Source organism: Amycolatopsis sp. AA4 (assembly GCF_002796545.1).
Taxonomy (GTDB): Bacteria; Actinomycetota; Actinomycetes; order Mycobacteriales; family Pseudonocardiaceae; genus Amycolatopsis.
This window is the reverse complement of sequence record NZ_CP024894.1, coordinates 8,111,491-8,137,067: the sequence shown is the minus strand read 5'-3', so window position 1 is coordinate 8,137,067 and position 25,577 is coordinate 8,111,491. Positions and strand designations below refer to the sequence as shown.

Here is a 25,577-nt window from a genome sequence, read left to right as displayed (position 1 = left end):
TCGCGCTTCAGCTCGCCGCCGCGACCAGCCGCGAGTACGGGCCGCCCGCCGCGATCAGGTCCTCGTGCGGGCCGAGTTCGGTGATCTTCCCGCCTTCGACCACCGCGACCCGGTCGGCTGCCGCGGCCGTGTGCAGCCGGTGCGCGATCGCGATCACCGTGCGGCCTTCGAGCACCGCGTTCAGCGACCGTTCCAGTTCGCGCGCCGAACCGGTGTCCAGCAGCGACGTCGCCTCGTCCAGCACCAGCGTGTGCGGGTCGGCCAGGACGACCCGGGCCAGCGCCAGTTGCTGCGCGAGACCGGCCGGAACCGCGTACGCGCCCGAGCCGAGCTTGGTGTCCAGCCCGTCCGGCAGTCCGGCCGCCCACTCCGCCGCGCCGGCGGACGCGAGCGCGGCCATCAGTTCCTCGTCGGTCCAGTCCCCGCCGTCGCGCCGGGCTGGAAGAGCCAGGTTTTCCCGCAGCGTCCCGGAAAACGTGTGGTGCTCCTGCGTCAGCAGCAGAACCTCGCCGCGCAGCACGTCGTCGGAGAGCGTCGACACCTCGGTGCCGCCGACCTGGATCGACCCCGCGGTCGGCGCCGAGATCCCGGCCAGCAGCCTGCCCAGTGTGGACTTGCCCGCGCCGGACGGTCCGACGATCGCCAGCCGTTCGCCGCGCGGCACGCTCAGCGAGATGCCGTGCAGCACCTCGCGATCGGCCGTGTAGCCGAACCGGACGTCGCGCACCTCGATGTCGCGCCCGCGCGGCGCGGCGGTCACCTTGTCCGCCGCTTCGGCCGGCTGCACGCCGATGATCCGGCGCGTCGCGGCGATCGCGACCTGCAGGTCCTCCAGCCAGAACATCGCCTCGCTGAGCGGAGCGGTCATCGCCTGCGCGTACGCCAGCATCGTGGTGATCGTGCCGAGCCCGGCCCAGCCCTGGCTGTAGGCGAACATGCCGAGCAGCAGGAGCGCGGCGATCGGCAGGACGTAGCTGATCTCCAGCGTCGGCAGCCAGCGCATCTGCAGCGCCCGCATCCGGCGTTCGCCGAGCGTCGCCTGGTCGAGCGCGTGGTGCCCGGCGCGCATGCGCCGCCGCGTGAGGCTGAGCGCCTCCGTGGTCCGCGCGCCCTCCACGGTCTCGTGGGTGATCGACTGCAGGTCGCCCCAGCGGTCGAGCATCCACGCGAACGCGGTCGGGATCTTCCGCTGGTACCAGACGTTCACCGGCACCAGCAACGGGATCGCGACCAGCAGGGCCAGCGCGAGCAGCGGCGACGTCACGATCATCGCGATCGTCGTGAACAGCACGGTCACCGCGGCGATGAGGATTTCCGGCGCGGCGAACCGCACCGCGACGTCCAGCCGGTTGATGTCGCTGGTCGCCCGGCTGAGCAGGTCGCCGGTGCCGGCCGCCTCGACAGTGCCGAGCGGCAGGCCGAGCGCGTTCGTGACGAACCGTTCGCGGGTCTGCGCCAGCACGCGCTCGCCGAACATCCGGCCGCGCAGCCGCGCCGCCTTCCTCGCCCACGCCTGCAGCACGAGCACCACCACGAACGCCACGGCCAGCAGATCGACCTGCAGCGTCGGACCGTGCTCGACCACGCCGTCCACGAGCCTGCCGAGCAGCTGCGGCCCGGCCAGCCCGACCACCGTGGCCAGGCAGAACAGCCCGAGCATCACGGAAAACTCGCGCCGGTGCTCGACCGCCACGCGTTTCGCCCAGCGCCGTACGTCGCGTTTCGACGCCAGCGGGAGCCGCGTCGTCATACCGTCACTGCCTTTCCGTGGACGACCTCGTCGGCCACGTTCCTCCACAGTGGACTCTGGCTGAACACCACCGTGGTCCTTCCGGCCCGCAATTCCTTGGTGCGCCGGGTGATCCGGGCTTCGGTGTGCGCGTCGACCGCCGAGGTCGGCTCGTCGAGCAGCAGCACGTCGGAGTCCATCGCCAGTGCACGGGCCAGGCTCAGCCGCTGCCGCTGTCCGCCGGACACCTCGCGGCCGCGTTCGCCGATCAGCTCGTCGACTCCGCGCGGAAGGGCCTCGATGATGTCCTCGGCGTCCGCCGCGTGCAGCGCCGAGAAGATGTCGACCTCGCGCGGATGCTCCGGCGTCAGCTGATCGCGCAGCACCCCGGAAAACCACAGGTCCTGGTTGTGCGCGTACACCACCCGCCGGCGCAGTTCGGCGAGCGCGACGCGATCCGCGGGCACCCCGCCGACCAGCACCTGCTCGCCCTCGTCCGCGTCGGCGAACCGGCTCATCCGCGCGGCGATCGCCTCCGCCTCGGCGCCCAGATCGACCACGGTCAGCTTGCCCGGCGCGATCCGGATGCCGCTGGCGGTGTCCACCAGTTCGAGCGGACCCTCCGGCAGCGGCCGCGGCGACACCGGCTCGGCGAGCTTCGGCCGCAGGGCCAGCAGCCCGCACACCTTGCGCGCCGCGACCAACCCCGAGCTGAGCGAGCTGACCTGCTCGGTCGCCGTGGCGACCGGCACCACCAGGAACGCCGAAAGACCGTAGAACGCGACCAGTTCGCCGACGCCGATCGTGCCGTCGAGCGCGAGCCGCGCGCCCAGCCAGGTGATCGCCACCGTGACCAGCCCGGGCAGCAGCACCTCCGCGCCGGCGAGCCAGGCTTCGCTGCGCCCGACCTCGACGCCGGAGCGCCGCACCAGCTGGCTGGCCTCGCGGAACCGGGCGAGGAACCGCCGTTCGCCGCCGACGCCGCGCAGGATCCGCAGCCCGGACACGATGTCCGCGCCGAGTGCGTTCACGTCGCTCAGATTCTCCCGCTGCGCCGTTTTCCGCTTCTGCAGCGGCGCGAGCAGCGGACCGATGCCGAGCACCGCGAGCGGGACGCCGACCAGGGCGACCGTGCCCAGCACCGGCGAAGTGCCGAGCATCGCGATCCCGATCACCACGAACGCGACAATCGACCCGAATGTGCGACCGACGACCTCGAACGCGTTGCCGACCCAGTTCATGTCCGACGACGTGACCGCGACGACGTTGCCGGTGCTGGTCGCGTCGCGCAGGGACGCGCCGAGCCGGGTCGTATGGTCGGTGACCAGGCGTTGCGTGCTGCCCGCGCCGTGCATCCACAGGCCGTACGAGGCGAAGTGCAGACCGGTGCCGAGCAGCGCCTGCGTCACGCCGAGCACGCCCGCGACCAGCGCCCAGCGGCCCAGCGCGGCCGAGTCGCCCGCGGCGATCGCTCCCACGCCGCGGCCGATCACCAGCGGCAGCAGGGCGCTCGGCAGCGACCAGCCGGCCCCGGTGACGATCGCGGCGAGGACGAGCCCGGGCCGCGCGCGCAGGACCGCCAGCAGGTACCGGACCGGCGTCGGGTGTTCCGGCAGTCGGATCTCGGGAAAGCGGTACGTGGCGGAAAGCACGATCACTGACGCTAAGCCGCCGGGGCTGTCCGGCGCGACTGATTTATCCCCAGGCGAACGGTCCGTGAAGGGCTCCTTGAGGGAATCTGATTCCCTCAAGGAGCCCTTCACGGACCTTCCCGGGACCAGGGCGGGCGGCTGCGGGTGTGACCCGGCCGACACGTAGTCTGGAGCCTGTGGCGAACCCTGACACGGACACCGTGACCAGCACAGTTGACACCACCGCAGTGGCCGCGGCGACCCCGGAAACGAGCCAGCCGTACGTCGAACTCGGCCTCGCCGAAGACGAGTACGCGCGGATCCGGGAAATCCTCGGCCGCCGGCCCACCGACGCCGAGCTCGCGATGTACTCGGTGATGTGGAGCGAGCACTGCTCCTACAAGTCCTCGAAGAAGCACCTGCGCTACTTCAGCGAGACCGCCACCGACGAGATGAAGGCCAAGATGCTGGCCGGCATCGGCGAGAACGCGGGCGTCGTCGACATCGGCGACGGCTGGGCGGTCACCTTCAAGGTGGAAAGCCACAACCATCCGTCCTATGTGGAGCCGTACCAGGGCGCGGCCACCGGCGTCGGCGGCATCGTGCGCGACATCATGGCGATGGGCGCGCGGCCGCTCGCGGTGCAGGACGCGCTGCGCTTCGGCCCGGCCGACGCGCCGGACACCAAGCGCGTGCTGCCCGGCGTGGTCGCGGGCGTCGGCGGCTACGGCAACTGCCTCGGCCTGCCGAACATCGGCGGCGAGCTGGTCTTCGACCCGTCGTACGCGGGCAACCCGCTGGTCAACGCCCTGTGCGTGGGTGCGATGCGGACCGAGGACCTGCACCTGGCGTTCGCGTCCGGGGCCGGCAACAAGATCATCCTGTTCGGCGCGCGCACCGGCCTCGACGGCATCGGCGGCGTGTCCGTGCTCGCCAGCGACACCTTCTCCGGCGACGAATCCGCGTCCGGGCGGCGCAAGCTGCCCAGCGTGCAGGTCGGCGACCCGTTCACCGAGAAGGTGCTCATCGAGTGCTGCCTCGACCTGTTCAAGGAGAACCTGGTCGTCGGCATCCAGGACCTCGGCGGGGCCGGGCTGTCGTGCGCGACGTCCGAGCTGGCCGCGGCGGGCGACGGCGGCATGCACATCTACCTCGACCGGGTTCCGTTGCGCGCCACCGGGATGACGCCCGCCGAGGTGCTCTCCAGCGAATCGCAGGAGCGCATGTGCGCGGTCGTCGCGCCGGAGAACGTCGAGGCGTTCATGGCCGTCTGCGCGAAATGGGACGTCATCGCCACCGACATCGGCGAGGTCACCGACGGCGAGCACCTCGTCATCACCTGGAACGACGAGATCGTGGTCGACGTGCCCGCGCACACCGTCGCGCACCAGGGCCCGGTGTACGACCGCCCGATCGAGCGCCCCGCGTTCCAGGACGGCCTGATCGCCGACACGTCCGCGAAGCTGCCGCGTCCGTCGACCCCCGAGGAACTGCGCGCGGACTTCCTGAAGCTCATCGCGTCGCCGAACCAGGCGTCGAAGGAATGGGTGACCGCGCAGTACGACCGCTACGTGCGCGGCAATTCGGTGCTCGCCCAGCCCTCCGACTCCGGCATGATCCGGATCGACGAGGAGAGCAACCGCGGCGTCTCGGTCGCCACCGACTGCAACGCGAAGTTCGTCTACCTCGACCCGTACCGCGGCGCGCAGCTCGCGCTGGCCGAGGCGTACCGGAACGTCGCCACCGGCGGTGCGACCCCGGTCGCGGTGTCCGACTGCCTCAACTTCGGCGCCCCGACCGACCCGGGCGTGATGTGGCAGTTCGAGCAGGCCGTGCACGGTCTCGCCGACGCGTGCGTCGAGCTGGGCATCCCGGTCACCGGCGGCAACGTCAGCTTCTTCAACCAGACCGGCGACACGGCGATCCTGCCGACCCCGGTGATCGCGGTGCTCGGCGTGATCGACGACGTCACCCGCCGCATCCCGACCGGCATCGGCGCGGAAGCCGGCGAAACGCTGCTGCTGCTCGGCGAAACCCACGACGAGCTGGACGGTTCGGCCTGGGCCCGCGAACTGCACGGCCACCTCGGCGGCGTCCCGCCCCGCGTGGACCTGGCCCGCGAGAAGCTGCTTGGCGAGATCCTCGTGGCCGGTTCGCGCGACGGCATGATCTCCGCCGCGCACGACCTCTCCGACGGCGGCTTGGCGCAGGCCCTCACCGAGACTGTCCTCATTGGACAGTGCGGGGCCCGCGTGTTCCTCGACCGCGACCAGGACCCGTTCGTGCAGCTGTTCTCCGAGTCGTCCGGCCGCGTGCTCGTGGCGGTCCCGCGCACGGAGGAACTGCGGTTCACCGAGATGTGCACCGCGCGCGGCCTGCCGTGGCGCAAGACCGGCGTCGTCGACCCGGATTCCGGCACGCTCGAGATCCAGGGCATCACGGAGTTCTCCCTCGACGAGCTGCGCGAGACCTGGGAGAAGACCCTTCCGGCGCTGTTCGACTGAGCCCTCGTGAGTGCCTGCGCTGGTCAGAACGGCGCAGGCACTCACGAGCGGAAGGTGACCGCCTCCGCCAGCTCTGCCCGGGGAATCGCCGGCCGAGGCTCGTCGGGATCGGCATATCCGATCGACATGCCGCAGCCGAGGACGTACCCGGCCGGCGGCTCCGCGATCTCCGCGACGCTGCGGTGGTACCGGCCCCACGCGATCTGCGCGCAGCTGTCGAGCCCTTCGCCGCGCAGCAGCAGCATCACGGTCTGCAGGAACATCCCCGCGTCCAGCCATTGCGGCGGAAGCATCTGCTCGTTCAAGTAGCAGAACAGTGCGACCGGGGCGCCGAAGCAGTCCCAATTCCGGACGCGGACCCGCTCGCGGCCCGCATGGTCCTCCCGGGCCACTCCGACCGCGCCGTAGCGCAGCGCACCCAGCTCTTCGAGCCGCCGCGCGTACTGCTCGGGCAGTTCCCGCGGGTAGGGCAGCACTGGCGGCGGATCGCCGGGATCGCCGTCGGCGATGCGCTGCCCGACCAGGTATTTCAGCTCGGCCAGCTTCGCGCCGGACAGGACGTAAACCCGCCACGGCTGCAGATTTCCCCCGGACGGGGCGCGCAAGGCCGTGGTCAGGACCCGGGTCAGGACTTCGCTGGGTACCGGCTCGCCGAGAAAACCGCGGACAGAGCGCCGGGAGCGCACCGCTTCGTAGACGTCCACGGTTTCTTGATGCTACTCAGATCGGCACCGCTGCATATCCGCCATTTCGCGGTTCCAGCTTCCAGCCGTCCGGCAGCTGCACTTCCGCTGAATCCGAAAATGTCGCACCGTCGAACAGAACTTCCTTCGCGAAGGTCGCGCCCTTGAAGGTGGTCCGCCCGGCGAAAGTGGTGTCGGAGAAATCCGCCCGTTCGGAGAACGCGGTGCCGGAAAACCAGGCGCGGTCGAGGAAAGTCGTTTTGCGGCAACGGAACATGCCGACGAGGCGGCCGGGACCGGTGCCCGCGGCGGTGAAGTAGACCTGCCCGGTGAAGACACATCCGCCGAGATTCGTGCTGCTGTACAGCGAAGCGTGCCGCAGCAGCAGACTGCCGATCCGGCGGTGGGAAAGATCGAAATACTCGAGCACCGCGCCGGTCAGGTCGAGGTCCGGCCCTGGTCCGTCCACATCGGACGGTGGCAGCAGGTCCCGGATCAGCCGTTGCGCGGTGAGCCGCACTTGCAGCTCGCGTTCCTCTTCCGGCGTGCCGCTCTTCTCGGACTTGGCATAGCGGCCATGCGTGAACGGCCGCCGCAGATAGGAACACAGCACGTCCAGCACGGTCTGCCGATACTCCGGCCGCGTCCGCGCCAGCCCGGCCAGCGCGTGCAATGCCCCGACGCGCACCTGATCGGCCTCGTGCCCCAGCAGTTCCACCGACTTGGCGAATCGCTCGTCGGAGATCCGCTCCCGGTCGACGTCGTGCCGTTGCTGTTCGATCACCTGCCGCGCTTCTTCGACGCGGCGACGGCGATCGTTGAGCCACAACGCGTACAGCGCCACGACCGCGCCACCGGCGAGACCACCGGTTTTCAGCGCTTCGCTACGGCTGGTCGCGGGGTCGGCGAGCAGCCAGCCGCCGACCCCGCACAGCAGTGCCACGGACGCGATCAGCGTCCACAGCAGCGGCGAGCGCACCGGATCAGAAGGCCAGGATCAGGTACAGCCCCACGCACGCACCGCTGCCGCGGTTCATGATCACCATCGTGCCGCTGGCGTCCTTGCCCGACAGCGTGCCGGTGATCCGGGCGCTCGTCGTGGCGCTGCCCGCGGTGACCTTTCCGAGCGTGAGCTGCGGGTCGCCGCTCGTGGTCTCGTCGATGCTCTTCTTCGACATGCTCTCGGTGCCCTGGCAGACCAGCGAGGTCGCCCCGGCCGCGTCCTTGGCGTTGAGCTTCGCGAGGAAGTTGTCGATGACCTGCTTCGCCTCGCCCGACGCCCCGCTCGAACCGGGGTCGTCGCTCGAATCCGTGGACGGCGACGACGAGTCGCTCGGCAGCGGGGCCTCCGACGACTGGGACGGCGACGGGGCCGGGGCCGGCGGCTGGGCCTGCGAGCTGCCCTTGTCGTCCTTGCTCAGGAAGAACCCCGGCGCGACGAAGCCGGTGATGCCCAGCGCGACCACCACGACGACCGCGACGGCGATGCCGATCCACAGGCCGGTCTTGTTGTTCTTCGGCGGCTCGCCGCCCGGTCCGCCCGGGTATTGCCCCTGGTCCCAGCCCTGCTGCGGGAACTGCTGGGTGCCCGGGTAGGGCTGCTGCTGGTACCCCGGGTACTGCTGCTGAGCGTTCGGGTCCCAGCCCTGCTGCGGCTGCTGGTGAGCGTTCGGGTCCCAGGCGGGCTGCTGCTGGTGCTGGGCGTTCGGGTCCCATCCCGGCTGCGGCTGCGCCTGGTTGGGGTCCCACCCCGGCTGCTGCGGCACCCCGCCCGAGCCGGGCTGCTGCCAGCCCTGGCCGTAGGGGTCCCCGCCCTGTCCGGGCTGCGGTGGGTAAGTCATGGTTCCGCCTTCCTGCTGCACCGACTCGCGCCGCGGTCTGACGCCCCGCCGGCTCAGGCGGTTCCGTCTCCGCCCCAGGTCTGCAATTGTGCAAGGCCGGTAAAGCTCGCACAAAAGCGGCTCCCGGCCGCCCCGCCCGGCAGGAGGAGGGGAGAACCGGGAGCCGCGTCCGTGCGCGCCGTCAGGTCAGCCGTTGGCGAGTGCCTGCAGCCGGTCGTAGGCGCCGTTGAAGGTGTCCTGGTCGAGCGGGCTGGAGGTGTACTGCCACACGGTGTAGTAACCCCAGTTGTACGGCAGCGTGCCCGCCGAGGACGCGTACCGCGCGACCCACAGCGGCGCGGTGCTGGAGAAATCGCCGTCGACGCACTGGCTCCACCAGTTCGTCGAAGTGTAGATCACCGGCCAGCGCCCCGTTTTCGCGTGATAGGTGTCGTGGAAGTCCTTGATCCACGCCGTCATCGCGGATTTGCTCAGGCCGTAACAGGTCGCGCCGTAGGGGTTGTACTCCATGTCCAGCGCGCCGGGCAGCGTCTTGCCGTCTCCCGACCAGCCGCCGCCGTGCGCGACGAAGTAGGTCGCCTGCGCCGCGCCGCTGGAGGTGTTCGGGGTGGCGAAGTGGTAGGCGCCGCGGATGAAGCCCTGGTTGTAGGAACCGTTGTACTGCTGCGCGAAGTACGGGTTCGTGTAGTTCGTGCTCTCGGTCGCCTTGGTCCAGACGAATCGCTTGCCCTGGCCCCACCAGTTGCCCCAGTCGACGTTGCCCTGGTAGCTGGCGACGTCCATGCCGGCGACGGTGGCCGCCACCTGGTTCGGCAGCGCGGCCGCGGGCTGCGGTTGCTGCGCGGCGGCTTTCGTGTCGGGGGTGGACTGATCCCCCTCGACGCGCCGGATCTGCGAACCCATGGTGTGGTTGTTCGCCTGGATGTCGGCGTTGACGGCGTTGATCTCCCGCGTCGAAAGCGGGGAAGCCGCCGGGGCGGCCATCGCCTCCGTCGACGCGCCGAGCAGGAGCGCGACAACCGGGACGGTCAGAGCGGACAGCAGCGCGGTGCGCCGCCCTCTTCGGGAAGTGGACATCGTCGATCCCTTCACAGATACCCTCGCGGAGGGCGGCTATGTGCAGGTAGCCGCCACGGGGGAGATTCTTGAGGACGAATCGTCGTTTGTCATCAAGTTCCGTGAAGATGAATGGGCGGGTGGGTGATTTTCATCGGGCGGTGATGACTAATTCGTGACGCCGTCACGAACGTTCACCCGAATGCCAGATTGCGTAGCGCTGTTTGGGCTCCGTTGAGCCAGTTCTGGTCCCCGGGCAGGGTCCCGCTGTTCGAGAACTGCCAGATGGCGTGCTGTCCCCAGCCCGCGGGAAGTTCGCCGATGAACGAGTTGTAGCGCGCGATCCACAGCGGATTCCCTCCGAAAGAAGGGTTGTTTCCGGTGCAGCGTTTCCACCAGCTCGTCGACGTATAGATCGTCGGCAGCCGTCCGGTGCGGGCGCGATAGGTGTCGGAGAACGCGCGGACCCACTCGACCATCCCGTTCGCGTCCTTGCCGTAACACGTTTCGCCGTAGGGGTTGTATTCCATGTCGAGCGCGCCCGGAAGCGTCCTGCCGTCGGCCGACCAGCCGCCGCCGTGCGCGAGGAAGTAGTTGGCCTGCGCGGCTCCGTCGGACACGTCCGGGCGCGCGAAGTGGTAGGCGCCGCGGACGATCCCGGCTTGGTAGGAACCGTTGTACTGCTGGGTGAATTGCCCGCTCACGAACCCGGTGCCCTCGGTCGCTTTCACGTACACGAACTTCGCGCCTGCTCCGGCCGCGGCGGGCCAGTCGACCGGGCCCTGGTGTCCGCTGACGTCGTGGCCGAGGTACTGATCTTCGGTCGTGTACGCGATGTTCGGCGCGCCCAGAACGCCTTCGTGCTTCGCGATTTGCGAACCGGCGTAGTTGTCCGCGGCCCCGGCGTAGCTGGGCGCCGCCTCCGCGGTTTCGCACAGGGACGTGCCGGTGATCCCGGCGAAGAGAACCGCGCTCCAGCGCAGCAGCAGATGACGCTTCACCCAGGACTCCTCACCGGACGCATGTACTCCTACTGCGTCACGATGCCCGGATGCGGGGGTTTCGGCGAATCATGATCACTCGGCAGAGTGGTCTGCCCAGGTCAGCGCCGCTCTTCGGCCAGTGCCTTCAGCAGGTGCTCGGCCGGGACGACGGCGGTGATCAGGTCGTGCGGGTTGATCGCGAGCGGATGTCCGGCGAGCAGGCCGACGATGTCGCGGCCGAGCACCGCGCGGGCGTGCGGCCATTCTCGCGGCACCAGCGACTTCGACGTGTACGCCGGCACCATGACGCGGCCGTCGGCGTTGTGGAAGCCGATCACCGTGCGCTGCACCGGGGAGAGGGCGTAGACCAGCAGCGTCGAGTCGAGGATGACGCGCGGCAGGTCCTCGGCGGGCCGGTGTTCGGTCCGGACCATCTGCAGCAGCCGCTCGAGTTCGTTGCGCGGCTCGGGAAAACCGAGCGCCTTCGGCGAGGGCCGGTACCGGTCGTTGGGGTGGAAGTCCTCGACGACCTCTCCCGTCCCGTTCACCGGATACGCGCCGACGACCGCCCATGACGGCACCGGGCCGCGGGCGTCGAAGGCCTCGTCGATGACGTACAGCCAGCTGTTCGGGTTGGTCCGCGCGTTGGCCCGCATCTCGGGAGTGATCTCGGGCTTTCCCTGCGGTCCGCGGCGGGGGTACGCGTTCCGGCGCGCGCGTTTGCCCGCCGGGGTCCGGGAAACCATCCGATCTGCCTCGTCCCGCTGCGCCATCGCCGTCCCTCGGTGCCGGGTGCCTGAAAGTCCGTCCGCGGCCACTCTACTGTTGTCGCATGGCCTCTTCGCGTTCGGTCGATCCCGCTCAGTTACGGGCGGCGGTGCTGGCCGTTTCGGACTGGTTGCGCGGCGCCGGACCGGATCCGGCACGGGCCGAGCTGGCCGCCGCGGTGCGCGCGACGCTGCGGACGCTCGCCCAGGACGCACCCGGGCACACGGTCGAGGTCCGGGTGCCGCCGTACGCCGCGGTGCAGTGCATCGAGGGCCCGCGGCACACCCGCGGCACGCCGCCCAACGTCGTCGAGACCGACCCGCGGACGTGGCTGGAACTGGCCACCGGCCTCCTGGACTGGGACGACGCGCTCGGCGCCGCCCGCGTGTCCGCCTCGGGCAGCCGCGCGGACCTTTCGCACTGGCTTCCGGTCGTGCGGATCTGATTTTCCGCGCCGATTGTTCTCTCAGGTGTGTCTTCTGAGGCACACACTCCGTAGAATCGCCTGAGCCGAGGCCTGTGCCGTGCTGTCCGGGGCAGGGTCTTGCGTGTACTTTGGGTGGTCGGATTCCGACTCCCAGTAGAACAAGCGGCGATGGAAGGGCCCTGGTCATGAACGCGGTAGGCGTGTCCGCCGGCGAGCAGAGCCTCGGCCCGACAGCGCGCCGGATGATCCTCGGCTCGCAGCTTCGCCGGTTGCGCGAGGAAGCCGGGATCACGCGCCAGCAGGCGGGCTACAACATCCGCGGTTCGGAATCCAAGATCTCCCGGCTGGAACTCGGCCGCGTCGGATTCAAGGAACGCGACGTCGCCGACCTGCTCACCATGTACGGCGTCTCCGACGAGGAGGAGCGCAAAGCGTTCCTCGACATGGTCAAGCAGTCGAACGAAGCGGGCTGGTGGCGCAAGTTCGGGGAGACGGTGCCCGGATGGTTCACCGACCTCGTCGGGCTGGAAGAGGCGGCGTCCCGCATCCAGATCTGGGAGCCGCTGTTCGTGTCGGGCCTGCTGCAGATCGAGCCGTACGCGCGAGCGATCTTCAGCCACGGCCGCCCGGAGATGGCCGACGAACGCGTGGACCAGCTGGTCGCCCTGCGCATGCGGCGGCAGAAGATGCTGGCCCGCCCGGACGCGCCGCGGATCTGGGCGGTGCTCGACGAATCGGTGCTGTACCGGCCGATCGGCGGCCCGAAGGTCTTCCGGCAGCAGCTGGAGTACCTGCTCGAGGTCACCACGCTGCCGCACGTGTCGGTGCAGATCCTGCCGTACTGCCGAAGCGGTCTGTCGGCGGAGCACGCGTTCTCGCTGCTGCGCTTCGCGGAGGCGGAACTGCCGAACATCGTCTACGTCGAGTACCTGACCGGCGCGCACTACCTGGACAAGCGCGACGAGATCGAGAAGTACGGCCGGGCGCTGGACCTGCTCGCGGTCGACGCGGAGACGCCCGAACGCAGCCGGGCCCGCATCGCCAAGCGCAAGGCCGAGATCTGAGCGCTCGTCGCCTCCCGCACTTCCTCCGATGAATTCTCCCCGTCGAGAATTCCCGCCCATCCGAGCGATGGGCAGTCGAATAGCGAACGCCCGGCCCGCATTCACCTCACCGAACGTGCATAAGTCCGGAAACCGCGTTCCGCCGACCCGGTTCTCCGTCTCGCGAAGTCCTGCTTCGGACGTCACGTTGAGTGTTCCCCATTCACCCACTGCACCCGGCGACGGCGAGTGGCGAACGCACTGCGTTAACCGACTGCCAATATCGTGACCCAAGGTAATTATTAACCCATTAGGGTAGTGCTCGAATCACCTGTCTGGGAACTTCTACTGAACCGTGTCGTCACGCAGTGAGAAATTTGCAGAAAATTCTGCACGTGCATTTACCGCTGCATGCGCGCGTGCTAGCGTCGAAGTCACAGGCAGATGCACATGCAGATTCCTGAGCTTTTCATCGTCCTTCCCGGAAGGTGGCATCATGGCTGAGCGGTTCGAGAACGGTATTCCGGCCGACCGTCTGACCGGCGCGCAGTGGCGCAAGGCGAGCTACAGCGGCGCGGTGGGCAACTGCGTCGAAGTGGCCCCGCTGGTCTCGGGCGAGATCGCGATGCGGAACTCCCGTTTCCCGGAGGGCCCGGCGCTCGTCTACACGCGTGCGGAAATGGCCGCGTTCCTCGCCGGCGCGAAGGACGGCGAATTCGACGATGTCCTCGGCTGAGGCCAGCGTCGCAGACTCCGGCTTCGACCTGGACCAAGGCCTGCAGCAGCTCATCGCCCGCGGCTACCAGTTCGTCCACCCGACGAACGGAGCGGGCGAAGTGCAAGCCGTGGTCGGGGTGCGAGTCCACGACAACGTGGTAGACGTGGTCCGCCTGAACGCGGAAGACGACGTCGAAGCCACTCGCCTCCCTGGCGGCGAGCAGAACATCTTCGCCCCGACGTCCACGCTGTGGCGCTCGCGCGGCGAAGCAAGCCAGGTACTGGGCGAAGTGCTGGCCCTCCCCGAGCGCCCATCGGCCGCTCCCGCAGCCCCCGCGAACGGCTGCTGGGTCCCAGGGCGAGGCGGCCGCTCGAAGTGGCTAGCTGCCCGCTGATCCATCGATCTCTCCGCGCGCTGTTCCCCACCGGTGCCCCAGATTTCAGGCCCCGTACGAAGTGGCCCAATCCACTTCGTACGGGGCCTGGCTCATTTCTGCCCTCCCCGCCCGCCGCACGTGCTTCCGGCCGCGCGCCGTGAGGGCCACCTTCACGGACTCTGAGTCCCTCAGGGTTCCCCTCACGACCCGCGCAAGTCCGTGAGGGGCCCCTTCCCAGACCTAGATTCCCTCAAGGAGCCCTTCACGGCCGCCCGCCCGCAGCCCGCAGCGATGCGCCCCAACGCCACACCGGGGCGCCAGCCCTCCACACCCCCAACGCGAGCGGACCTCCCAACCCCGCACCCCGAACCGCAGCCCGCAAACCCAAAGCCCCATGCAGCCACCCCCCGCCCTGCACCCCGATGCGAAGCCTCCCTGCGGTCTGAGGGTGGTTGTCAAGGCATCTTTCCCGCCTTGACAACCACCCTCAGACCGTCAGCACACTCGGCTTCGGGGTGCCTGCCAGCCCAACGACAGCAATGTCGCCGCCAGGCGACGAGCCGAAGACCCCTGCTCACAACACAGAGCACCGCTCACCACAATCTCCCCCGTAGTGGTCAGAACCACGCCGCAACCCCACTCCCCACCTCATCCACCCCTTACACTTGAACCCGGCCCGCCCACGTCTTCCTGGGAGCTTCCCGGTGGTTTCCGACCCCTCCGCCAGTCCTGCTCGACCCGAAGATCACGCAGATCAACCCGACCCGGAACCCCGTGAGGAGTGCGGCGTCTTCGGCGTCTGGGCTCCCGGGGAAGAAGTCGCCAAGCTCACCTACTACGGCCTCTACGCCCTGCAGCACCGCGGGCAGGAGGCAGCGGGCATCTCCGTCTCGGACGGCTCGCAGATCGTCGTCTTCAAGGACCTCGGGCTCGTCAGCCAGGTCTTCGACGAGCAGGTCCTGCAGTCGCTGCAGGGGCACATCGCCGTCGGGCACTGCCGGTACTCCACGACCGGGGCCACGATCTGGGAGAACGCCCAGCCGATCTTCCGCACTACGGACACCGGCAGCGGCCTGTCCTTCGCGCACAACGGCAACCTGGTCAACACCGCCGAGCTGCGCGATCGCACAGTCGCCGCGGGGCTGAAGCCGCACGCCGGGCTCACCGGGTCCTCGAGCGACTCCGACCTGGTCTGCGGCCTGCTCGCCGCGAACGCCGCGGACAAGGGCATCGAGGCCGCCGCGCTGGAGCTGCTGCCGACGCTCAAGGGCGCGTTCTGCCTGGTCTTCGCCGACGAGAACACCCTGTACGCGGCTCGCGACCCGCACGGCGTGCACCCGCTGGTGCTCGGCAGGCTGGAGCGCGGCTGGGTCGTGGCGAGCGAGACCGCCGCGCTCGACATCTGCGGCGCGTCGTTCGTGCGCGAGGTCGAGCCGGGCGAGCTGATCGCCATCGACGCCGAGGGGCTGCGCTCGTCGCGGTTCGCGAACCCGGAGCCCAAGGGCTGCGTGTTCGAGTACGTCTACCTCGCCCGTCCGGACACGTCGATCGCCGGCCGCAGCGTGCACGCCACGCGCGTCGAGATCGGCCGCAAGCTGGCCGCCGAGCATCCGGTCGACGCCGACCTCGTGATGCCCGTTCCGGAATCCGGCACCCCGGCCGCGATCGGGTACGCGCAGGGTTCGGGCCTGCCGTACGGCACCGGTCTGGTCAAGAACGCCTACGTCGGGCGCACCTTCATCCAGCCGTCGCAGACCATCCGGCAGCTCGGCATCCGGCTGAAGCTGAACCCGCTGCGCGACGTCATCCGCGGCAAACGCCTGGTCGTGGTGGACGACTCGATCGTCCGCGGCAACACCCAGCGCGCGCTCGTGCGGATGCTGCGCGAGGCCGGCGCGCTCGAGGTGCACGTGCGGATCGCGTCGCCGCCGGTGCGGTGGCCGTGCTTCTACGGCATCGACTTCGCCTCGCGCGCCGAACTCGTCGCGAACGGGGTCGACCTCGACGGCATCCGCCGTTCGATCGGGGCCGATTCGCTCGGCTACATTTCGCTGGACGGCCTGGTCGCGGCGTCGGAGCAGCCGAAGTCGCGGCTGTGCACGGCCTGCTTCTCCGGCGAGTACCCGATTCCGCTGCCCGAGGACGCGCTCATCGGCAAGCACCTGCTCGAAAGCATGGACGCCGCCGGTGGCGCGGCGACTCCGGTCAGCGCCGCCGGGTACGGTGCCGAAGACGCCGTCCGGCGTCCGTGAACCAAGCATGTCCAGTAGGGAGTCCGCTTCCGTGAGCGAGTCCACGAGCGCCACGTACGCAGCCGCCGGGGTCAGCATCGACGCCGGTGACCAGGCCGTCGAGCTGCTCAAGCCACACGCCGAGCGGGCCACCCGGCCCGAGGTGCGCGGCGGGGTCGGCGGTTTCGCCGGGCTCTTCTCCCTCAAGCTCGACAAGTGGAAAGAGCCGATCCTCGCGTCGTCGACCGACGGCGTCGGCACCAAAATCGCGGTCGCGCAGGCGCTCGACAAACACGACACGGTCGGCATCGACCTGGTCGCGATGGTCGTCGACGACCTGGTTGTCACCGGGGCCGAGCCGCTCTTCCTGCAGGACTACATCGCGGTCGGCAAGGTCGTGCCGGAGAAGATCGCGGCGCTGGTCGGCGGCATCGCCGAGGGCTGCGTCCAGGCGGGCTGCGCGCTGCTCGGCGGCGAGACGGCCGAGCACCCCGGCCTGATGGGCGAGCACGACTACGACCTGTCGGCCACCGGCGTCGGCGCGGTCGAGGCGTCCGCGCTGCTGTCGCCGGAGAAGGTCCGTCCTGGTGACGTCGTGCTCGCGATGGGCTCGTCCGGGCTGCACTCCAACGGCTACTCGCTGGCCCGGCACGTGCTGCTGGACATCGCGCGGATGCCGCTGGACGGGCACGTCGAGGAGTTCGGCCGCACGCTCGGCGAGGAACTGCTCGAGCCGACCAAGATCTACGCGAAGGACTGCCTCGCGCTGGTCGCCGAGACCGAGGTGCGCACGTTCGCGCACATCACCGGCGGCGGTCTCGAGGCGAACCTGGCCCGCGTGATGCCGCGCGGCCTGGTCGCGAAGCTCGAACGCGGCACGTGGACGCCCGCTCCGGTGTTCGCCCTGATCGGCCAGCGCGGCAAGGTCGAGCGCGCGGAGCTGGAGAAGACGTTCAACATGGGCGTCGGCATGGTGGCGATCGTGTCGTCGGAGGACGTCGACCGGGCGCTGGCGGTGCTCACCGCGCGGCACGTGCCCGCGTGGATCCTCGGAGACATCCAGCCCGCCGAAGACCCGGACGGTCCGCGCGCGGTCCTGTCCGGCGACCACCCGCGGTTCTGAAAGCCGCTTGCCCCGGCTTGAGACACTGAGGACATGGCGGAGGACGTACGCGTCGGCGCCCGGTTCGTGATCCCGGGCGCCGAACTGCGAGAGCGCTTCTCCCGATCCTCGGGACCGGGCGGACAAGGCGTGAACACGACGGACTCGCGCGTCGAGCTGTCGTTCGATGTCGCGGGCTCCGCCGTGATCCCGCCCGCGCTGAAAGAACGCATCACGGCCCGGCTGGGCGCCCGCCTGGTCGGCGGAGTGCTGACCATCGCGGCCAGCGAATACCGCTCCCAGCTGATGAACCGCGACGCGGCCCGGGAGCGGTTGGCGGAGGTGCTGACGCAAGCCTCCGCGCCGCCGCCGGCCAAACGGCGTCCCACCAAGCCTTCGCGAGGCTCGAAGGAACGCCGGTTGGCGGCGAAGAAACGGCGCAGCGACGTAAAGCGCGGCCGGGGTGGCCGGTACGACGACTAGCTCAGCGACAGGTGCACGCACTCACCGGCGACTTGGTAGCCAGCTCGCTGATACACCGTCCCGATTCCGACCTCGCCCGGCGTAAGAAACGCCGTCCGCGCACCGCGTTCGTGAGCGAGGCGCGTGAGGTGGGCGGTGATTGCCGCTGCGACGCCTTGGCCTCGATGGGACGCGGCTACTGCGATGCCGACGATTTCCGTTGTCCCGTAAACGATATCCAGCGCCATTCCGCCGCCCACGATGGTTTCGTCGTGTTCGGCTAGGACGGTCAGGTGTTCGCGGTTGCGTTCAATCTCAGCGTCGGACACCTCCGGCGACCCGCCGAAGGCGACGTTCTGCACGGACCGCAAGCGGCGGAATTCGTCGTCGGACGACGGTTCGCGCAGCTGAATGTGTTCTGGCGCAACACAATCCACGCGATCGTCGGCGGTGCAGGTCATCACCGGCACTCGGCGTTCGAGGGTAAACCCGGCAGTGGCAAGGGAATTCTCCACGTCGGGACCGGCGTCGGTGAAGAACTCCAGCCGGGGCAGGAGATTCCGTTGCCGGTAAGCGGAAATCAGGAGAGCGATCTCGGCGGAAGAGGGCTGCGCGCCGTCGTCGGGGATGGCGTAGTTCTCCATCGGATGCGAGCTGTTCCGGGCGAAAGTCGCCAGGAATGGGCCGATTCGCTGGGTGTCGCGGCCGATCGGTGCGGTCGCGCGGACGTAGGCCTGAAGGGCGGACATCTTGGGTGGAAGCCTTTCGGGGAAGAAGGAAGCACGAAAACCGGCAACCCAACGCCGGGCGCGCAGGCAGCTCAGGCCACGCGGCCGGAGTGGGCCGTGGCGGAGCACATAGGCATTCCTTCGTCCGAAACGAACTTCCCGTTCATCGTCTCAGACCGGGCAAGCGAATTACCGGTCTAGCGCAGCACGCGCCTGGTCGACGATCCGAGCCAGGTGCACGCCTCGCCGGACATCGCACGGATGCGTGGTCGTTCCGGACGCCACCATCGCGGCGAAATCGTCCAGCAGCGCGGTGTACGCCTCGTTCGCCGTGCCGGTCCGGCCGAGCGTGCGGAAGCCGTGTTCGCCGAAGACCGAGTACTCGACCACCGTCGGCTGAACCGGCAGGCGCAGGCTGAGCGTCGCGGTGCTCGTGATGCCGCCCTCGTGTTCAAGCAGGAGCTGCCACAGGTCTTCCGGACCGCGATGCGCGGCGAGGACGTTGGTGATCGGGCCAAGAGCGGCGTCGAGCAGGTCGAACGCGTGCGGGCCGATGTCGGCGAGTGCGCCGCCAGCCGGGTCCTGCCGCCAGGCCGAGGTCGCGTACTTGCCGGCGAGCAGTGCGCCGGACAGCCAGCGCACGCTGCCGCCTCGCCAGGCGCCAGCCGCGGTCACGCCGTCCAGCCAATCGCGCGTCTGCTGGGCGAACCGCAGCGTCAGCATCACCAGCGAAGCGACGCCAGCGGACGTCACGGCGTCGGCGAGCCGCTCCGCCGCAGCCAGGTCGGAGGCGATCGGTTTCTCCAGGATCAGGTGCTTGCCCGCCTCCGCGGCCCGGGTCGCCAGCTCGGCCTGCACGGTCGGCGGCACGGCGAACGCGAGCGCGTCGACCTGCTCGAACAGTTCGTCCAGGGCACTGGTCGGCACCGCGTCGTAGGCCTGCGCCAGCGCGGCCGCGGCTTCCGGACGGCGGCTCCACACCGCACTGAGCACGGTCCCTGGATGATCCGCGAGCCCGGGGGCGTGCACCGTGGTGGCCCACGGTCCGGTTCCTACGAGGCCGACGCGCAATTGGTCCTGTCCCACGCCCGGAAGTGTAGGTGTGTCCGCGGTCGCTTCCGGCGGAGCCTGCGGTGCGTTAACGTCGACAAGTTCTTCGCCACGAACGGGGGAAGCCGGTGAGAATCCGGCGCTGGCCCGCAACCGTGAGCGGCCCCGGGTGGGACCGCGAGCCGGATCGCCCGTCGTGGTCCGATCGATGCGAGGTACATCTGACATGCGGTTCGTGCACGCGCGGCTCTGGGGGCGAGTCCTCGCCGGCTGCGCTCTTCTCGTCGCTACCGGTTTAGGCGGGGCGTCCTCCGCCTCCGCGACCACGCCCGGCAAGGGCGCCGACGGCTATTGCCAGGACGACAACGGCGTCACGGTGGTCGTCGACTTCCAGGGACTGGGCGGCGAAACCCTCATCCGGTGCGCGCCTGGCAAGCAGGAAAACGGCGTCACCGCCCTGCAAAACGCTGGTTTCGAACTCACCGGCGCGGGCAAATACGGCCTGGCGGTGATGTGCAAGATCGAGGGCAAGCCCGCCGACCAGACCTGCACCGGCATGCCGCCGGAGAAGGCTTCGTGGAGCTTCTGGACCGCCGCCAACGGCGGCAAATGGGAGTCCGCGCAGGTCGGCGCGCAGAGCTGGAAGCCACTGGCCGGTGCGTTCGAGGGCTGGTCGTTCGCGATCGGCAAGTCCTACACCGAGTATCCGCCGCCGCGCACCGAGCCGGTGCGCAAGGCCAACGCGCCCGCGCGGGCCCCAGCGTCCACTTCGGACAGCGGGTTCCCGTGGGGCGTGGTGCTCGGCATCGTGGTCGTCGTGCTGCTCGCGGTGGCCGGGACGGTCGTCGCGGTGCGCCGCAGGCGTGCCGCGGAGTAGTCCGCGAGCGCTCCATCCCGGCGCGTGGTGGGTGTGGGCGCTCGCGCTCGCCGTCGCCGCGAGCCGGACCACGAACCCGGTCCTGCTCGCGCTCGTAATCGCGGTGGCCGGGTTCGTCGTGGTGCTCCGCCGCGGCGACGCGCCGTGGGCGATGGCGTTCCGGATGTACGCCTGGATCGCCGGGGTCATTCTCGCCTCGCGCGTGCTGTTCCGGATCCTGATCGGCGGAGAGGACGGCGGCCACGTCCTGTTCACGCTGCCGACCATCCCGCTGCCGAGCGTCGCGGCCGGCATTCAGCTCCTCGGCCCCACTTCGGCCGAGGAGCTGCTCGGCGGGCTGTACGACGGGCTCCGGCTGGCCACGATCGTGCTCTGCGTCGGTGCCGCGAACGCGCTGGCGAACCCGAAACGCCTGCTCAAGGCCGTACCCGGGGCGCTGTATGAGGTGGGGACGGCGGTGACCGTCGCGCTGTCCGTCGCGCCGCAGCTGGTCGAGAGCGTGCAGCGGGTGCGCCGCGCGCGTCGGCTGCGCTCCGGAAAGACGCGCGGCCTGCGGTTCGTGAAGGGGATTTTCGTGCCGGTTCTCGCCGACGCTATGGACCGGTCTCTGCAGCTCGCGGCGGCCATGGACTCTCGCGGCTACGGACGGCGCAGCTACCTCTCGCCGCGCGTCCGGATCCTGATCGCGACCTGCGTGCTGGCCGGTTTGGTCGGCGTCGCGGTCGGGGTCTACGGCGTGCTCGACGGCTCGGCGTCGTGGCTCGGGGTGCCCATGCTTCTCGCCGGTCTGGTCCTTGCCGCCGCCGGATTCGTGCTGGGCGGACGGCAGATCCGGCGCACGACCTACCGGCCCGATCCGTGGCGGCTGCCGGAAACGCTGGTCTCGCTGTGCGGCGTCGCGACCGCGGTGCTCGTGCTGCTCGCCGACCCCGTTTCGCTCACCACCCCGGCCAGCCCGCTGACCTGGCCGGAGCTGCCGCTGCTGCCGACCGTCGCGGTACTGGTCAGCGTGCTGCCCGCTTGGTTCGCGCCGCGTCCGGCGCTGGTGTCGGAGGTCGCCCGATGATCGAGTTTTCGCACGTCAGCGTCACTTACGACGGGGCGGACCGGCCGGTGCTCCGGGACGTGGACCTGGCGATCGAGGAGGGCGAACTCTGCCTCGTCGCCGGACGCACCGGGGTCGGCAAGTCGACCTTGCTCGGCGCGATCAACGGCCTCGTCCCGCATTTCACCGGCGGCACGATGACCGGGCGCGTCAAGGTGGCCGGATTCGACACCGCGACGCATCCGCCGCGCGAACTGGCGTCGGTCGTCGGCGTGGTCGGACAGGATCCGCTGGCCGGGTTCGTCACCGACACCGTCGAGGAAGAACTGGCGTACGCGATGGAGCAGCTCGCTGTCGCGCCGGATGTGATGCGCAAACGCGTCGAGGAAACCCTTGATCTGCTGGGCATCGCCGAACTCCGTGACCGTCCACTTCGGACGCTGTCCGGCGGGCAGCAGCAACGCGTCGCGATCGGCGCGGTGCTCACGGCGCACCCGAGCGTGCTGGTGCTGGACGAACCGACGTCAGCGCTCGACCCGACCGCGGCCGAGGAAGTCCTGGCCGCGATCACGCGCCTGGTGCACGACCTGGGTACGACAGTCGTCGTCGCCGAGCACCGGATGGAACGCGTCGCGCAGTACGCCGACCGCCTGCTCTACCTGCCCGGCGACGGCACCGTGGTCTCCGGCCAGCCCGCGGAGGTTTTCGCCGAGACCGACGTCGCGCCGCCGATCGTCGAACTGGGCCGACTCGCGGGCTGGTCGCCGCTGCCGCTCTCGGTCCGCGACGCCCGCCGTCTCGCCCGCCCGCTTCGGGAACGCCTAGCCGAGCGCCGCCCCAATGCCACATTGGGTGCGTCAGACGCACCGAATGCCACTTTGGGTGCGTCGCATGCACCCAATGTGGCATTGGGGCGCTCTGGGGAGGCGGTGCTCAAAGCGGAGGGGGTGCGGGTCCGATACGGCGGCGTGAACGCGGTGCGCGGCGTTGACCTGCGGCTGAACCGCGCCGAGGTCGTCGCGTTGATGGGCCGGAACGGTTCGGGCAAGTCCTCGCTGCTGTGGGCGTTGCAGGGCAGCGGACCCCGCTCCGACGGCATCGTCGACGTCCTCGGCGCGGACCCGAAGACGCTCCGGTCGCGAGCGGCCCGCACGCGCGTCGGACTGGTTCCGCAAACCCCGTCCGACCTGCTGTATCTCGATTCGGTCGGGGCGGAATGCCGCCAAGCCGACGTCGAATCCGGCGTCGACGCGGGGACTGCCCGGAAGCTGCTCGACCGCCTCGTGCCGGGCATCGAAGACGACACCAACCCGCGCGACCTGTCCGAAGGCCAGCGACTCGCCTTGGTCCTGGCCGTGCAACTCGCCGCCGCCCCGCCGGTCGTGCTGCTGGACGAGCCGACCCGCGGCTTGGACTACCCGGCGAAACGGCACTTCGCGACCATCCTCGCCGATCTGGCCGCCGCCGGGCATGCGGTGCTGCTGGCCACCCACGACGTCGAGTTCGTCGCCTCCGCCGCGCATCGCGTCGTGGTCCTCGCCGAGGGCGAAGTAGTCGCCGATGGCCCGACCGCAGACGTCGTCGTGGCCTCGCCCGCCTTCGCGCCGCAGGTAGCGAAGATCCTCGCGCCGGAGCCGTGGCTGACCGTGGACGCGGTGGCGAAGGCGCTGGCGTGACCGATTTCCTGGGCCCAGCCGTCCGCATCCGGCACCGCACGGCGCTGGTGCTGACGGTGGCCGTCGTGGTCGGGCTGGCGATGTTCTGCTGGCCGCTGCTCGCCCGCAGCACCGTCGGCACCTCGGCACACGTGACCGACGCGCCGTTCGTTTTTCTCGTGACGCTGCCCGTGCTGATCCTGATCGTGCTGGCCGAACTGTCCAGCGGCGGACTCGACGCGAAGGCACTCGCCCTCCTCGGCGTGCTGTCCGCGGTGAACGCCGCGCTGCGCCCGCTCGGCGCGGGCACCGGCGGGATCGAGCTGGTGTTTTTCCTGCTCGTGCTGGCCGGACGCGTCTTCGGGCCGGGCTTCGGGTTCGTCCTCGGTTCGACGTCGCTGTTCGCGTCCGCTCTGCTCACCGGAGGCGTCGGGCCCTGGCTGCCGTTCCAGATGCTGGCGTCTTCCCTGGTCGGCCTTGGTGCCGGGCTGCTGCCGCGCCGGGCGAAGGGCCGGTCGGAGATCGCGCTGCTGGCGTTCTACGGCGTGGTCGCCGCCTACTTCTACGGCCTCGCGATGAGCCTGTTCACCTGGCCGTTCCTGGCGAACCACACCGCGCTGGACTTCGTCCCCGGCGGCCCGCTCGGCGACAACCTGCACCGGTTCCTGGTCTTCACCGTGCTGACCTCCACCCTGGGCTGGGACACCGGCCGCGCGCTCACGAATCTGGTCGCGATCCTCGTGCTGGGCCCGTCGATCCTGACGGTGCTGCGCCGGGCCGCCCGACGAGCGTCGTTCACCTGAGCGACTGGCCCACCTTGTCCAGCACCTCGACGAACTGAGCCATCCCGGCCGCGTTCGGGAAGTGCGAGGTGTCGAGGTCGTGCACCTCGAACGGGTTGCCGGGCGTTCGCGCGTCGGCCTCGGCGATCATCCGGTCCTGCAGGGCGAGCGGCACCAGGTGGTCTTGGAGATGCCGGACGTAGTGCCGAGGGACGCGGCCCCAGCGTTCCGGCGTGCCGCGCGAGTCGGTGGCGCTGCGGCCGATGATGTCGTCCGGAGCCATCGCGTTGAGCAGGGCGTAGAACTCGCCGTCGGTGGCGTCCGCGCAGAGCGCCGCCTTCGCCGCGTCCAGCGCCTCCGCCGAGGAAGACCGCCAGTTGAAGCGCATCACCCCGACCACCGCCGGATCGGCCGCGAGGAACCCGAGCATCGCCCCGACCTGCGACGTCGCGGCTTCGGGCGTGGCCAGGTACTCCTCCGGCGTCGGCAGCGCGACGCAGCAGAACGCGGCGTCGTAGACCAGCGCCGACACCAGCTCCGGGACCTCTTCGGCGACGAGCGTGACCAGCGCGCCGCCGATGCTCGACCCGACCAGCACGACCGGACCCAGCTCCGCGGCCCGGCGCACGACGTCCACCGTGGACGCGACCTGGTCGGCCACGGTCACGCCGGCCAGCGCCGACGGTTCGGTGGCGAACGCGCCGAGATCCTGCGGAGCCTGGTACGACCGCCGGAACTGCTGTTCCGGCTGCGGCACCCCCACCCCGCGATATCCGCGCAGCACGAGTTCCGGCGGGGCGGCGGACACGCCGTTGGCACCGGCGGCGAAGACGAACGTCGAAGTCATGCCGCACAGTCAAGCGAGCCGCCCGGCCGGGCACAGCGGGGAAAGGTTGCCCGTCCCCGCAACTAAAGTCAGGAGTACGAGTAGAACCCGCGGCCGGTCTTCTTGCCGAGCAGCCCCGCGTCCACCATGCGCAGCAGCAGCGGCGGCGACGAGTACAGCGGCTCCTTGAACTCGGCGTACATCGAGTCCGCGATCGCCTTGATGGTGTCGAGGCCGATCAGGTCGGACAGCCGCAGCGGACCCATCGGGTGCGCCGTGCCCAGCTCCATGCCGCGGTCGATGTCCTCGGCCGAGGCGAAGCCCGATTCGATCATCCGGATCGCCGACAGCAGATACGGCACGAGCAGCGAGTTCACGATGAACCCGGCCCGGTCCTGCGATCGGATCACCGTCTTGCCCAGCGCGCCGGTGGCGTGCTCCTCGGCCCGGCGGGCGGTCTCCTCGCTGGTCAGCAGCGACGGGACCAGTTCGACCAGCGGCAGCACCGGCACCGGGTTGAAGAAGTGGATGCCGACGACCTGCTGCGGACGGCCGGTGGCCATGCCGAGCTTCATGATCGGGATCGACGACGTGTTGGACGCGAACACCGCGTCCTCGCGCTCGACGATCTTGTCCAGTTCCCGGAACACGTCGACCTTGGCCTGCTCCTGTTCCAGGATGGCCTCGACGACGAGATCGCGGTCGGCGAACTCGGCGAGGTCCGTGGTGAAGCGCAGCCGCCCGAGAGCCGCCTCGGCGTCCTCGGCGGCCAGCTTGCCGCTTTTGACGCCGCGCTGCAGCGACTTCTCGATGCGCGCCTTTCCCGCGTCGAGGGCGGGCTGGTTCACCTCGGTGACCAGCACGTCCAACCCGGACCTGGCGTGCACCTCGGCGATGCCGGAGCCCATCAGCCCTGCTCCGACCACACCTACTCGTGCGATGTCGCTCACCCGTCCCACTCCTTCGTCACCTCACCGGCAGAGCCGGAGAAAACGGGCAGCACACAACGCACGAGGGCGTCTCGGACCTCGGTCCGATTCCGCCCTCGCGTGTCGTGTGC

The 25,577-nt window shown here is 69.9% G+C and carries 25 protein-coding genes and 1 riboswitch; of the genes, 13 read left to right on the top strand and 12 right to left on the bottom strand.

Features of this window, described 5'->3' with window-relative positions:
- Positions 1-7 precede the first annotated feature (7 nt).
- Together CU254_RS37660 and CU254_RS37655 are read right to left on the bottom strand one after the other, a co-directional pair.
- Positions 8-1,750, bottom strand: coding sequence for an ABC transporter ATP-binding protein (locus tag CU254_RS37660; RefSeq protein WP_009084791.1), 1,743 nt, complete (start codon positions 1,748-1,750; stop codon positions 8-10).
- A complete protein-coding gene (locus tag CU254_RS37655; RefSeq protein ID WP_037718620.1) occupies positions 1,747-3,381 on the bottom strand; it encodes an ABC transporter ATP-binding protein in 1,635 nt (544 codons plus the stop codon). The genes CU254_RS37660 and CU254_RS37655 overlap by 4 nt, the downstream gene beginning before the upstream one ends.
- A 176-nt stretch (positions 3,382-3,557) precedes the next feature.
- Here CU254_RS37655 and purL point away from each other — a divergent pair, with 176 nt between their 5' ends.
- On the top strand, positions 3,558-5,864 hold the full coding sequence (gene purL / locus CU254_RS37650; protein WP_037716148.1) for a phosphoribosylformylglycinamidine synthase subunit PurL: 2,307 nt from the start codon (positions 3,558-3,560) through the stop codon (positions 5,862-5,864).
- Positions 5,865-5,905: 41 nt separating this feature from the next.
- Here the strand turns inward: purL and CU254_RS37645 are convergent, their stop codons facing one another.
- The 4 genes from CU254_RS37645 to CU254_RS37630 all read right to left on the bottom strand — a co-directional run bounded on the left by CU254_RS37645 (position 5,906) and on the right by CU254_RS37630 (position 9,465).
- Positions 5,906-6,568, bottom strand: coding sequence for a nitroreductase (locus tag CU254_RS37645; RefSeq protein ID WP_009084786.1), 663 nt, complete (start codon positions 6,566-6,568; stop codon positions 5,906-5,908).
- A 16-nt stretch (positions 6,569-6,584) separates the two neighbouring features.
- Positions 6,585-7,526, bottom strand: a complete 942-nt coding sequence (locus CU254_RS37640) for a pentapeptide repeat-containing protein (protein WP_009084784.1) — start codon at positions 7,524-7,526, stop codon at positions 6,585-6,587.
- A 4-nt stretch (positions 7,527-7,530) separates the two neighbouring features.
- Positions 7,531-8,388 carry a hypothetical protein gene (locus CU254_RS37635; RefSeq protein ID WP_037716146.1) on the bottom strand — a complete coding sequence of 286 codons (858 nt, stop codon included), beginning with the start codon at positions 8,386-8,388 and terminating at the stop codon, positions 7,531-7,533.
- A 186-nt stretch (positions 8,389-8,574) separates the two neighbouring features.
- Positions 8,575-9,465 (bottom strand): lysozyme, encoded by an 891-nt coding sequence (locus CU254_RS37630; protein ID WP_037716144.1) that lies wholly within the window; start codon positions 9,463-9,465, stop codon positions 8,575-8,577.
- Here CU254_RS37630 and CU254_RS44725 point away from each other — a divergent pair.
- Positions 9,458-9,592 (top strand): hypothetical protein, encoded by a 135-nt coding sequence (locus CU254_RS44725; protein ID WP_255409789.1) that lies wholly within the window; start codon positions 9,458-9,460, stop codon positions 9,590-9,592. The genes CU254_RS37630 and CU254_RS44725 overlap by 8 nt on opposite strands.
- A gap of 46 nt (positions 9,593-9,638) precedes the next feature.
- On the opposite strand, the gene CU254_RS37625 is transcribed toward CU254_RS44725, so the two are convergent.
- Positions 9,639-10,430 (bottom strand): lysozyme, encoded by a 792-nt coding sequence (locus CU254_RS37625; RefSeq protein ID WP_369871193.1) that lies wholly within the window; start codon positions 10,428-10,430, stop codon positions 9,639-9,641.
- Positions 10,431-10,546: 116 nt separating this feature from the next.
- A complete protein-coding gene (locus CU254_RS37620; RefSeq protein ID WP_037716141.1) occupies positions 10,547-11,200 on the bottom strand; it encodes a type VII secretion system-associated protein in 654 nt (217 codons plus the stop codon).
- A gap of 59 nt (positions 11,201-11,259) precedes the next feature.
- Here CU254_RS37620 and CU254_RS37615 point away from each other — a divergent pair, with 59 nt between their 5' ends.
- From CU254_RS37615 to arfB, 7 genes are all read left to right on the top strand, one after another.
- On the top strand, positions 11,260-11,640 hold the full coding sequence (locus CU254_RS37615) for a sterol carrier family protein (protein WP_009084775.1): 381 nt from the start codon (positions 11,260-11,262) through the stop codon (positions 11,638-11,640).
- Between the two features lie 167 nt (positions 11,641-11,807).
- Positions 11,808-12,686, top strand: a complete 879-nt coding sequence (locus tag CU254_RS37610) for a helix-turn-helix transcriptional regulator (protein ID WP_037354011.1) — start codon at positions 11,808-11,810, stop codon at positions 12,684-12,686.
- Positions 12,687-13,161: 475 nt separating this feature from the next.
- Positions 13,162-13,401, top strand: coding sequence for a DUF397 domain-containing protein (locus CU254_RS37605; RefSeq protein WP_009084772.1), 240 nt, complete (start codon positions 13,162-13,164; stop codon positions 13,399-13,401).
- Positions 13,388-13,777: a hypothetical protein gene (locus CU254_RS37600; RefSeq protein WP_037716139.1), complete on the top strand. Its 390-nt coding sequence runs from the start codon at positions 13,388-13,390 to the stop codon at positions 13,775-13,777. Before CU254_RS37605 ends, CU254_RS37600 begins: the two co-directional genes overlap by 14 nt.
- 686 nt (positions 13,778-14,463) lie before the next feature.
- Complete coding sequence (gene purF / locus CU254_RS37595) at positions 14,464-16,011, top strand: amidophosphoribosyltransferase (protein WP_037716136.1); 1,548 nt, start codon at positions 14,464-14,466, stop codon at positions 16,009-16,011.
- A 31-nt stretch (positions 16,012-16,042) separates the two neighbouring features.
- On the top strand, positions 16,043-17,113 hold the full coding sequence (gene purM, locus CU254_RS37590) for a phosphoribosylformylglycinamidine cyclo-ligase (RefSeq protein WP_009084767.1): 1,071 nt from the start codon (positions 16,043-16,045) through the stop codon (positions 17,111-17,113).
- Between the two features lie 33 nt (positions 17,114-17,146).
- Positions 17,147-17,575: an alternative ribosome rescue aminoacyl-tRNA hydrolase ArfB gene (gene arfB / locus CU254_RS37585; RefSeq protein ID WP_009084765.1), complete on the top strand. Its 429-nt coding sequence runs from the start codon at positions 17,147-17,149 to the stop codon at positions 17,573-17,575.
- On the opposite strand, the gene CU254_RS37580 is transcribed toward arfB, so the two are convergent.
- Together CU254_RS37580 and CU254_RS37575 are read right to left on the bottom strand one after the other, a co-directional pair.
- Positions 17,572-18,411 carry a GNAT family N-acetyltransferase gene (locus tag CU254_RS37580; protein WP_199786093.1) on the bottom strand — a complete coding sequence of 280 codons (840 nt, stop codon included), beginning with the start codon at positions 18,409-18,411 and terminating at the stop codon, positions 17,572-17,574. The two genes, arfB and CU254_RS37580, sit on opposite strands and share 4 nt — an antisense overlap.
- Positions 18,412-18,471: 60 nt before the next feature.
- Positions 18,472-19,368: a Gfo/Idh/MocA family protein gene (locus CU254_RS37575; protein WP_037716133.1), complete on the bottom strand. Its 897-nt coding sequence runs from the start codon at positions 19,366-19,368 to the stop codon at positions 18,472-18,474.
- 47 nt (positions 19,369-19,415) lie between these two features.
- Positions 19,416-19,546, top strand: a riboswitch (cobalamin riboswitch).
- Between the two features lie 12 nt (positions 19,547-19,558).
- On the opposite strand from CU254_RS37575, the gene CU254_RS37570 reads away from it, so the two are divergent.
- Genes CU254_RS37570 through CU254_RS37555 form a run of 4 tightly spaced genes read left to right on the top strand, consistent with a single transcriptional unit; the run spans position 19,559 to position 23,712 of the window.
- Positions 19,559-20,209 (top strand): hypothetical protein, encoded by a 651-nt coding sequence (locus tag CU254_RS37570; RefSeq protein WP_009084761.1) that lies wholly within the window; start codon positions 19,559-19,561, stop codon positions 20,207-20,209.
- Entirely contained in the window at positions 20,196-21,275 is a 1,080-nt protein-coding gene (locus tag CU254_RS37565) for a CbiQ family ECF transporter T component (RefSeq protein ID WP_009084757.1), read from the top strand. The genes CU254_RS37570 and CU254_RS37565 overlap by 14 nt, the downstream gene beginning before the upstream one ends.
- Positions 21,272-22,930 (top strand): ABC transporter ATP-binding protein, encoded by a 1,659-nt coding sequence (locus tag CU254_RS37560; protein WP_009084755.1) that lies wholly within the window; start codon positions 21,272-21,274, stop codon positions 22,928-22,930. Before CU254_RS37565 ends, CU254_RS37560 begins: the two co-directional genes overlap by 4 nt.
- Entirely contained in the window at positions 22,927-23,712 is a 786-nt protein-coding gene (locus CU254_RS37555) for an ECF transporter S component (RefSeq protein WP_009084753.1), read from the top strand. Before CU254_RS37560 ends, CU254_RS37555 begins: the two co-directional genes overlap by 4 nt.
- On the opposite strand, the gene CU254_RS37550 is transcribed toward CU254_RS37555, so the two are convergent.
- Together CU254_RS37550 and CU254_RS37545 are read right to left on the bottom strand one after the other, a co-directional pair.
- Positions 23,705-24,538, bottom strand: coding sequence for an alpha/beta fold hydrolase (locus CU254_RS37550; RefSeq protein ID WP_009084752.1), 834 nt, complete (start codon positions 24,536-24,538; stop codon positions 23,705-23,707). The genes CU254_RS37555 and CU254_RS37550 overlap by 8 nt on opposite strands.
- A gap of 68 nt (positions 24,539-24,606) precedes the next feature.
- On the bottom strand, positions 24,607-25,467 hold the full coding sequence (locus CU254_RS37545) for a 3-hydroxybutyryl-CoA dehydrogenase (protein ID WP_078561029.1): 861 nt from the start codon (positions 25,465-25,467) through the stop codon (positions 24,607-24,609).
- Positions 25,468-25,577: the final 110 nt, after the last annotated feature.